Raw genomic sequence first — 7,854 nt, forward strand, 5'->3', positions numbered from 1 at the left:
CATCTGGCTGCGGTGCGTTTTCATGTCGTCAGCAGGGTGTCTCGGCACCGCGCCGGTAGTACCACCACCAGGTCACGGCCAGGCAGGTGACATAGAAAACAACGAATCCGTACAGCGCCATGTCGGGGCTGCCGGTCAACGTAATGGACGAGCCGTAGCTCTTGGGAATGAAGAAACCGCCGTAGGCACCGATCGCACCGGAGAAACCGACCACCGCGGCCGACTCGATGCTGGCCTGGTGTGCGGCCGTGGCCTTGCCCTCGGCGTTGTCGTTGGCCGACCAGCGCTCATGCAGGGTGCGGAAGATCACCGGGATCATGCGGAACGTGGTGCCGTTGCCGATGCCACTGAGCACGAACAGCGCCATGAAGCTGAGCAGGAAGCCATGGAAGTTGCCGCCCTGGCCATCGCTGGGCAGGAAGTGCAGCACGCCGAACACTGCCGCGATCATCAGCGCGAACACCCAGAAGGTCAGGCGTGCACCACCCCAGCGGTCGGCCATGCTGCCACCCACCGAGCGCATCAGCGCGCCCAGCAGCGGGCCTATGAAGGCGTAGGCCAGCGGGTTCACGTCCGGGAACTGGCTCTTCACCAGCATCGGGAAGCCGGCCGAGAAACCGATGTAGGAACCGAAGGTGCCGATGTACAACCAGCACATCAGCCAGTTGTGCTTGCGGCGGAAGATCACCGCCTGCTCGGAGAACGAGGAGCGGGCGCTGGTCAGGTCGTTCATGCCGAACCAGGCTGCGATGGCGCACAGCGCGATGGCCGGCACCCAGATGAAGCCTGCGTTCTGCAGGAACAGCGGTGCCCCACCCTCCACCGCGGGCTGCGGTGCACCACCCAGCGCACCGAACACGCCTACGGTGATGACCAGCGGGATCACCGCCTGCGCCACCGACACGCCCACGTTGCCCAGGCCGGCGTTCAGTCCCAGCGCCAGGCCCTGCTTCTGCTTGGGATAGAAGAAGGAGATGTTGGACATCGACGACGAGAAGTTCGCGCCACCGAAACCACACAGGATCGCGATGGCCACGAACACCCAGTACGGCGTGGCCGGGTCCTGCACCGCAAAGCCGAGCCAGAGCGTCGGCGCCAGCAGCGACGCGGTGGACAGCGCCGTCCAGCGGCGGCCGCCGAAGATCGGGATCACGAACGAATAGAAGATGCGCAGGGTCGCGCCGGACAGGCTGGGCAGCGCCACCAGCCAGAACAGCTGGTCGGTGCTGAAATTGAAGCCGATCTTCGGCAGGCTGATCGAAACCGCCGAAAACAGCACCCAGACCGAGAAGGCCAGCAGCAGCGAAGGGATCGAGATGACCAGGTTGCGGGTGGCGACCCGCTTGCCGGTGCGCTCCCAATAGCCGGGGTCCTCCGGCGTCCAGTCGCTGATGACGCGACCGGGACTGGCAGTGCTGCGGACAACAGGATCGCTACCGACGGTCATACATGGCTCCAAGGCTGTGGAATGACGTGGGTACTGCGTTTCAAGTTGTAACCCGTCGTCATGCAGCCATTAGGCCGTGCAGCACGGACGACGGGGTTGATCTGGATCAATCAGGGGCCGGTTTCCACCCTGCCCCTGACAAATGTCAAACCGATGAAGCGGTGCTGCGGCGGGTCACCCCGCGCTGGCGCACGCTGTCGCGCACGTCCACATCGAACTGCAGCTGAAGCTGGCTGCCATCTTCCAGGGCAATGTCGAATGGCAGGCCATCCCGGCACGGCAGCCGTGCCGCCAAGGCCTCGACGGCCGGGCGCGGCAGTACCAGGCGGCAGAAGGTGCCTCCGTCGAGCAGTACCGGTTGATCGCCGGCATGCAGCGACACCGCCATGCCCCAGCCCTCGAGACCGCCGAAGCGGGTCATGTTCTCGACCGATTCACCGGCCAGCAGGCGCGCCAGCTCGGCCTCGTCCAGGCGAAGCCGTACCGATTGGTCCTGCAACTGCACTTTCATGACGCAACATCCTCCCATTGTTCGGGGGTATTGCAGTTGACCAGCCCCGCCTCGTCAACCGTCGCCAGCGCCACGGTGTTCACGCCAAGACGACGCTGCAGGGCCTGCAGCGAGCGCGGACCGTCCGGGTCATCCAGCATCGATCCGAGTACGTTGCGACAAGCATCGTCTATATCCACCAGCATGGGCAGGGGGTGGCCCGCAAAGATCGTGCATGGACCGCGATGGCCGTCACGCAATTGCTCCAGCAATCGCGGCGGCAGCAGCGGCGTATCCACCGGCACCACCCAGGCAGGGCCATCGGGCATGCGCATCGCCACACTGTAGAGCCCGCCCAGCGGCCCGCAACGTGCCACGCGGTCCAGCACGCCGCCGAACGCCGGGTAGTTTCCGCTGACCCAGACCTCGCGTGCGCCGGCCTGCATCAACAGGCCCCGCATGTGCTCCAGCAGCGTGCGACCCTGCCACGGCAGCAGCGCCTTGTCGCGGCCCATCCGGGTGGACAGGCCACCGGCCAACACGATGCCGTTGATGCTCATCGCAGTAGAGCCACGCCATGCGTGGCTTCAGCGGCCGGATGTGCGGGAAAGGCCTCATCCACGCATGGCGTGGATCTACTGCATTCCGCGCCGCCCTGAAGGGCGCGGTCAATGCTCGTGGTCATGTGTGTGGTCATGGGAGTGCGAAGCTTCACTGTCCGCATGGCACAGGCTGCAGCCCTCGCTCCACTCGCTGTCGCCGTCTTCGTAATGCTCCTGCTTCCAGATCGGGCACTGGTGCTTGACCACCTCGATCAACTGCCGGCATGCGCGGAACGCCTCGTCGCGGTGCGGGCTGCCGGCGGCCACCACCACCGCCACATCGCCGATGCCCAACCGACCCTTGGCGTGCGCCACATACAGCTTCAGCTTCGGACCGAACGCCGCCTCGACCTCGGCGGCCAGGCGCTTGAACTCGTTCAACACCAGCGGCTCGAACAGGTCGTAGGTGATCCCGGTCACCGGCCGGCCGATGTTGACGTCGCGCACCTTGCCGATGAACACGTCGATGCCGCCGAAGCCCGGATCAGAGACCGCAGCGATCCCCTCGGCCGGATCGATCGCCGCCTGCGCGCGGTCCACCACCTTCGCGATGATCTTCTCGCTCATCGCTCAGCCCCCGCTCACCGGCGGCAGGATCGCCACCCGGCCATCGTCGGGCAGCGCCTCGTGGTCGCGCAGCACGCGTTGCTGGTCGGCGAACGCCGAATAATCCAGCAGGCCGGCACGGAATCCCGGCCAACGCACCGGCAGCAGCTCGCGCAGCGCCTGGCGCAGATCGGCCACGGTGCCACCGGCCACATCCACGGCGATCTCGCGGCTGGCATCCAGATCGGAAAACGCACCGAACAACTGCAGATTCACCTGTTTCATCATGACTCCTGGCTCACCAGCTGCACCGGTTCGTGGTGACCCCAGCCCTGCACGCGCACGTAGGTGCCAGCGCTGGCCAGGTCTCCCTCGGCCTCAAGCACCACCCAGGCGTTGGCCTGCAGCATGGACATCAAACGGAACGACTCCTGCCCGGACAGCACGCGCGCACTCAGGCGGCCATGCCCGTCCATTTCCACCCGCGCACGCGCGTGGAAGCGCAGGCCCGGCGGCTTGCGTACGTCGGCCTGCAGCGGCAGCTGCAACATGACTTCCGGCGCCAGCCCCAACAGGCGGCGCAGCACCGGCTCGACGAAGAAACGCTGGCCCACGGCAGCGGAGACCGGGTTGCCCGGTAGGCCGAAGTACAGCGCACCATTGGGCAGCACCGCGAACAGCAGCGGCTTGCCCGGGCGGATCGCCACCTTGTGGAAGACGATGCGCGCACCACGGCCACGCAGCGCATCGGGAACGAAATCGTAGCGGCCGGCCGACACCGCGCCCGTGCTGATCAGCACCTGCGCGCCCGCGGCCAGCGCTTCATCCAGCACCGCATTGAACGCAGCCACGTCGTCGCCTACCGTGCCCTGCCAGACCACCTCGGCACCGGCGGCCTGCAGGCGGCCGACCAGGTACGGCCGGTTGCTGTCACGGATCTGGCCGGATTCCAGCGTCTGCGCCGCCTCGGTCACCAGCTCCTTGCCGGTGGCGATCACCGCCGCCTTCGGCCGTGCCACCACCGCCACCTGGCCCACGCCGATGGCATGCAGCAGGGTGCGCGCATTGATATCCAGCACCTGCCCGGCCTGCAGCACGCGCTCGCCTTCGCTCACGTCCTGGCCGCGCAGGCGCACGTGCTGGCCCGACTTCACCGATGCCTTCAGGGCGATGCGGGTCGGGCGCCCCTCCTCGCTGGCGAGGATGTCCACGTTCTCGACCGGTACCACCGTATCCAGCCCGGACGGCATGCGCGCACCGGTCATGATTTCCCAGGCACCCTCGCCGCCTTCGGCGCCGGCATCGCCGGCCGCCTGCCAGCCCTGCACCGCGAATTCGGTACCCGCCTCGAACGTCGCGCCGTTGGCGCGCAGCGCGAAGCCGTCCATCGCCGAATTGTCGAACGGCGGCAACGACTGCCCGCTGTGGATGTCACTGGCCAGGGTACGGCCGCCGGCCTCATGCAGCGGCAGGCGCTCGGCCGGCAGCGGCGTGGCCGCGTCCAGCAGGTGCTGCAAGGCCTCGCTGTAGGGAATCATGCGTGGCCATCCCCCTCGACCATCGCCAGGGCGTGGCCCAGTACCGGCGCCAGGATGTCCAGGCACTGCGCCGCCGCCTTCGGGCTGCCGGGCAATGCAAACACCAGCATGTTGCCCAGCTGCACCACCTCGGCGCGGCTCAGCCAGGCCATCGGCGTGTGCTGTGCACTCAGTGCCCGTACCATCTGCGCCAGGCCATGCACCGGCCGCGCTTTCAAGGAACGCAGCGCCTCCGGGGTCAGGTCACGCGGGCCCAGCCCAGTACCGCCGGTACACAGGCACAGGCGCACGCCCTCGGCGGCCAAGGCCTGCAGGCGGCCCACCAATGGCTCGATGCCATCGGGCAAGACCTCGGCGGCCACTACTTCGCCACCCAGCTTTTTCACGCCGGTCACCAGGGTCGGGCCGGACACATCCTCATAGGTGCCTTCGCTGGCGCGATCACTCAGCGTGATCACCGCGCAGGCCGCGCCCTCCAGGCCCTTCGGCGCACGCGGCTTGAAACGCGTGCGCTCGGCATCGTCCATGCCGTCGGGGTGCAGCCAGACACCGCGCTTGCCGCCTTCCTTGAACAGCAGGCGGATGCCTTCGATGCGCAGCGCCGGTTCCACCGGCTTGCTCAGGTCGTACAGGGTCAGCAGCGCCGCGTTGACGCCGGCCAGTGCCTCCATCTCCACGCCGGTGCGCGCCTCGCTGGCGCACTCGCACCACACGCGGATCGACTGCCGTTCCGGCACCGGCGCGCAGAACACCTGCACCAGTTCCAGCGGCAGCGGGTGGCACAGCGGCATCAGCATCGAGGCCATCTTGGCGCCCTGCAGGCCGGCAATCTCGGCCATCACCAGCGCATCGCCCTTGGGCAGGCGGCGCTCGACGATCAGCGGATAGGCCACTGGACCGGCATGCAGCTCGCCCACCGCCACCGCACGGCGGCGGGTGATGCGCTTGTCGCGGACATCGGCCATATGGAAGGCCGCATTCAATTCCCCACTCATCGTGTTGCTCATCCTCCGATGGAGGCCAGGTGCGGGGTCAGCCCGGTCTGGCCCTGGTGCAGTCCATGCCCGGCCGCTTTCAGGCCAAGCTGTGTGGTGATGCGTGCCAGCAGCGCGTCGTGGTCGTCGTCGCTCTGCAGCAGCGGGCGCAGCGGCACGCCGAACTCGCCGAACAGGCACAGCCGCAGGTCGCCCTTGGCGGTCACCCGCAGGCGGTTGCAGCCCTTGCAGAAGTCACGCGAATACGGGGCGATGATGCCGATGCTGCCGCGATGGTCGGGGTGACCGAACTCGCGCGCGGGACCGGCATCGGCGGCGCGCGGCCGTTCGTGCCAGCCAGCGGCCAGCAGCTGCTCGATCACCACGTCGGCACGCAGGTGGTGGCGCTGGAAATAGGCTTCGTTGTCGCCGGTGCGCATCAGTTCGATGAAGCGCACACTGAAGGGCCGGTCACGCAGGTAATCCATCCACTGCGGCAGCTCGTCGTCGTTCAGGCCACGCAGCAGCACCGCGTTGAGCTTGATCGCCGGCAGGCCCAGCGCCTGCGCCAGGGCCAGGCCCTGTTCGATCTCCGGCAGGCGGTCATGCCCGGTGATGGTCTTGAAGCGTTCGCGCTGCAGGCTGTCCATGCTCACGTTCAGCGCAGTCAGGCCTGCCCGGTGCCACCCTGGCAGGCGCCGCGGCAGCAACGTGCCATTGGTGGTGATGGCCACCTTGCGGATGCCCGGCACCGCCGCCACGGTGGCGATGATCTCGTCCAGATCCTTGCGCAGGCTCGGCTCGCCACCGGTCAGGCGGATCTTGCTCATGCCCAGCGCGGCAAACGCACGCACCAGCCTCGCGATTTCATCCACCTGCAGGAAGCGCGGGCGGCCATCGGCCTGGTACCCGTCGGGCAGGCAGTAGCTGCAACGGAAGTTGCAGGCTTCGGTCAACGACAGGCGCAGGTACGGAAAGCTGCGTCCGAAACCGTCGGTGAGTTGGCTCATGGCTGGTCCACCTTGTTGCTCCACCGTCTTGCCTGTGCCCGGAACGGCCCGGATACCCTCGCCTGCTGGAACGATTGCCAGAGTACGCGGCCTTCAGTTCCATGGGCATGACTTAAATCAATCGCGTTCGGCCCCGCGCGGCAGGCGTTGTGGCAGCATGCGGCTTTCCGTGCAGCGGGCGTGTGACAACCCTCATGATGATGAACGATTTCCAGCAACTGCTGCATGCCGCCGGCGAGCAGGCTGAACCGCAACGCCTGCTGTTCGTATTCGTGCGCGCCGAGCTGCCCGAATCGCCCACCGGTGACCAGCGCGACCGGCATGACCGCCGCGAGGGCGGCACCCTGTCGCCGGTGCTGTGCGTGGACAAGCTGCCGGCCGAGGTGCCCAGCTTCCAGGCACTGGCGACCGAGTCGACCACCACCGGCGTCGACTGGGACCTGGTGTTCGTGGCGGCGCTGGACGGCCGTGGCGGTTTCGCGCCCAACAGCGACGAAGCCGCGCGCCCGCTGAAGCTCATGGTCAACGCCATCCATGACGGTCAGATCGGCCGCTTCGCCGCCTTCGACCGTGGCGGCGAGCCCGTTCAGTTCTATTGAGCCACCAGCTGCAGGGTCAGGAAGAAGATCACCAGCACGGTGTTCAGCCCCCAGGCCACGGTCAGCCCGCGCGCCGCCACGCCCAGGTTGGGGTTGTGCGCGGTGGGTGCCGCCCGCCAGACCGCCGGGATGATCCAGCCGGTATAGAGCAGCAGCACGGCAAATACCCCCAGCAGCAGCGTGGTGCGCTGGTTGGCCAGGGCCCAGAGGGCTACCGCCCACAGAATGTTGCTGGGAATGACGCCCTGCAGCCAGAACACACTCCACAGGCGGGAACGGCCCTGGGTGTCGGGGGTGGGGTGCAGCGAAGCGGTCGCGGTCATAAGTCTCCTTCTGTTTAGGAAACGTGCTGAACAAGCCTGCGCTTGGTGACTGGGAACGTCAACCCGAGTCGCACATCACGCTATGACGCCTGTACAGGCGAGCCATGCTCGACTCAGGCCCTTCCCCGCAGAGCCTGTCGTCATCGCCCCCCCCCACCCTCTCCCCCCCGCTTCCCACCCCCGACACTTGTCCCCAATTGTCCGCGGAGGCCGTCTACCCCCGCCCGCCCGACCTCCGGGTGCTTTACACACGGGGAAAGGCCCAAAGCCCCCCCCACAGGGGGGGTGTTGCCCCCCTTTGGTTGGGCTGCTCCCCGCGCCCGTC

At 67.5% G+C, this 7,854-nt stretch carries 10 protein-coding genes; 1 reads left to right on the forward strand and 9 read right to left on the reverse strand.

Features of this window, described 5'->3' with window-relative positions; all coding sequences use genetic code 11:
- Positions 1-28: 28 nt before the first annotated feature.
- From EKL94_RS16970 to moaA, 8 genes are all read right to left on the reverse strand, one after another.
- On the reverse strand, positions 29-1,447 hold the full coding sequence (locus EKL94_RS16970) for a NarK family nitrate/nitrite MFS transporter (RefSeq protein ID WP_126929976.1): 1,419 nt from the start codon (positions 1,445-1,447) through the stop codon (positions 29-31).
- Between the two features lie 145 nt (positions 1,448-1,592).
- Positions 1,593-1,958 carry a DUF7009 family protein gene (locus EKL94_RS16975; RefSeq protein ID WP_126929977.1) on the reverse strand — a complete coding sequence of 122 codons (366 nt, stop codon included), beginning with the start codon at positions 1,956-1,958 and terminating at the stop codon, positions 1,593-1,595.
- Positions 1,955-2,497, reverse strand: coding sequence for a molybdenum cofactor guanylyltransferase (gene mobA / locus EKL94_RS16980; RefSeq protein ID WP_126929978.1), 543 nt, complete (start codon positions 2,495-2,497; stop codon positions 1,955-1,957). Before mobA ends, EKL94_RS16975 begins: the two co-directional genes overlap by 4 nt.
- 108 nt (positions 2,498-2,605) lie before the next feature.
- Positions 2,606-3,106, reverse strand: a complete 501-nt coding sequence (locus EKL94_RS16985; RefSeq protein WP_126929979.1) for a molybdenum cofactor biosynthesis protein MoaE — start codon at positions 3,104-3,106, stop codon at positions 2,606-2,608.
- Between the two features lie 3 nt (positions 3,107-3,109).
- Positions 3,110-3,370, reverse strand: coding sequence for a MoaD/ThiS family protein (locus tag EKL94_RS16990; protein ID WP_017354494.1), 261 nt, complete (start codon positions 3,368-3,370; stop codon positions 3,110-3,112).
- A complete protein-coding gene (locus EKL94_RS16995) occupies positions 3,370-4,623 on the reverse strand; it encodes a molybdopterin molybdotransferase MoeA (protein WP_126929980.1) in 1,254 nt (417 codons plus the stop codon). Before EKL94_RS16995 ends, EKL94_RS16990 begins: the two co-directional genes overlap by 1 nt.
- Positions 4,620-5,618 carry a bifunctional molybdenum cofactor biosynthesis protein MoaC/MoaB gene (moaCB, locus tag EKL94_RS17000; RefSeq protein ID WP_126929981.1) on the reverse strand — a complete coding sequence of 333 codons (999 nt, stop codon included), beginning with the start codon at positions 5,616-5,618 and terminating at the stop codon, positions 4,620-4,622. The genes EKL94_RS16995 and moaCB overlap by 4 nt, the downstream gene beginning before the upstream one ends.
- 8 nt (positions 5,619-5,626) lie before the next feature.
- Positions 5,627-6,607 carry a GTP 3',8-cyclase MoaA gene (gene moaA, locus EKL94_RS17005; protein WP_054171909.1) on the reverse strand — a complete coding sequence of 327 codons (981 nt, stop codon included), beginning with the start codon at positions 6,605-6,607 and terminating at the stop codon, positions 5,627-5,629.
- Positions 6,608-6,801: 194 nt separating this feature from the next.
- Here moaA and EKL94_RS17010 point away from each other — a divergent pair, with 194 nt between their 5' ends.
- Positions 6,802-7,206, forward strand: coding sequence for a ribonucleotide reductase subunit alpha (locus EKL94_RS17010; RefSeq protein ID WP_126929982.1), 405 nt, complete (start codon positions 6,802-6,804; stop codon positions 7,204-7,206).
- Here EKL94_RS17010 and EKL94_RS17015 read toward each other — a convergent pair.
- On the reverse strand, positions 7,200-7,529 hold the full coding sequence (locus tag EKL94_RS17015) for a hypothetical protein (protein WP_005416862.1): 330 nt from the start codon (positions 7,527-7,529) through the stop codon (positions 7,200-7,202). The genes EKL94_RS17010 and EKL94_RS17015 overlap by 7 nt on opposite strands.
- Positions 7,530-7,854: the final 325 nt, after the last annotated feature.

The sequence above is a fragment of the Stenotrophomonas maltophilia genome, from assembly GCF_003970865.1.
In the GTDB taxonomy this organism is placed as follows: domain Bacteria; phylum Pseudomonadota; class Gammaproteobacteria; order Xanthomonadales; family Xanthomonadaceae; genus Stenotrophomonas; species Stenotrophomonas maltophilia_AR.

Coding starts and splice junctions, on each gene's coding strand:
- EKL94_RS16995 (WP_126929980.1), bottom strand. CDS start 4,623: ATGATTCCCTACAGCGAGGCCTTGCAGCACCTGCTGGACGCGGCCACG.
- EKL94_RS16990 (WP_017354494.1), bottom strand. CDS start 3,370: ATGAAACAGGTGAATCTGCAGTTGTTCGGTGCGTTTTCCGATCTGGAT.
- EKL94_RS17010 (WP_126929982.1), top strand. CDS start 6,802: ATGATGATGAACGATTTCCAGCAACTGCTGCATGCCGCCGGCGAGCAG.
- EKL94_RS16970 (WP_126929976.1), bottom strand. CDS start 1,447: ATGACCGTCGGTAGCGATCCTGTTGTCCGCAGCACTGCCAGTCCCGGT.
- EKL94_RS17015 (WP_005416862.1), bottom strand. CDS start 7,529: ATGACCGCGACCGCTTCGCTGCACCCCACCCCCGACACCCAGGGCCGT.
- EKL94_RS16975 (WP_126929977.1), bottom strand. CDS start 1,958: ATGAAAGTGCAGTTGCAGGACCAATCGGTACGGCTTCGCCTGGACGAG.
- moaA (WP_054171909.1), bottom strand. CDS start 6,607: ATGAGCCAACTCACCGACGGTTTCGGACGCAGCTTTCCGTACCTGCGC.
- moaCB (WP_126929981.1), bottom strand. CDS start 5,618: ATGAGTGGGGAATTGAATGCGGCCTTCCATATGGCCGATGTCCGCGAC.
- EKL94_RS16985 (WP_126929979.1), bottom strand. CDS start 3,106: ATGAGCGAGAAGATCATCGCGAAGGTGGTGGACCGCGCGCAGGCGGCG.
- mobA (WP_126929978.1), bottom strand. CDS start 2,497: ATGAGCATCAACGGCATCGTGTTGGCCGGTGGCCTGTCCACCCGGATG.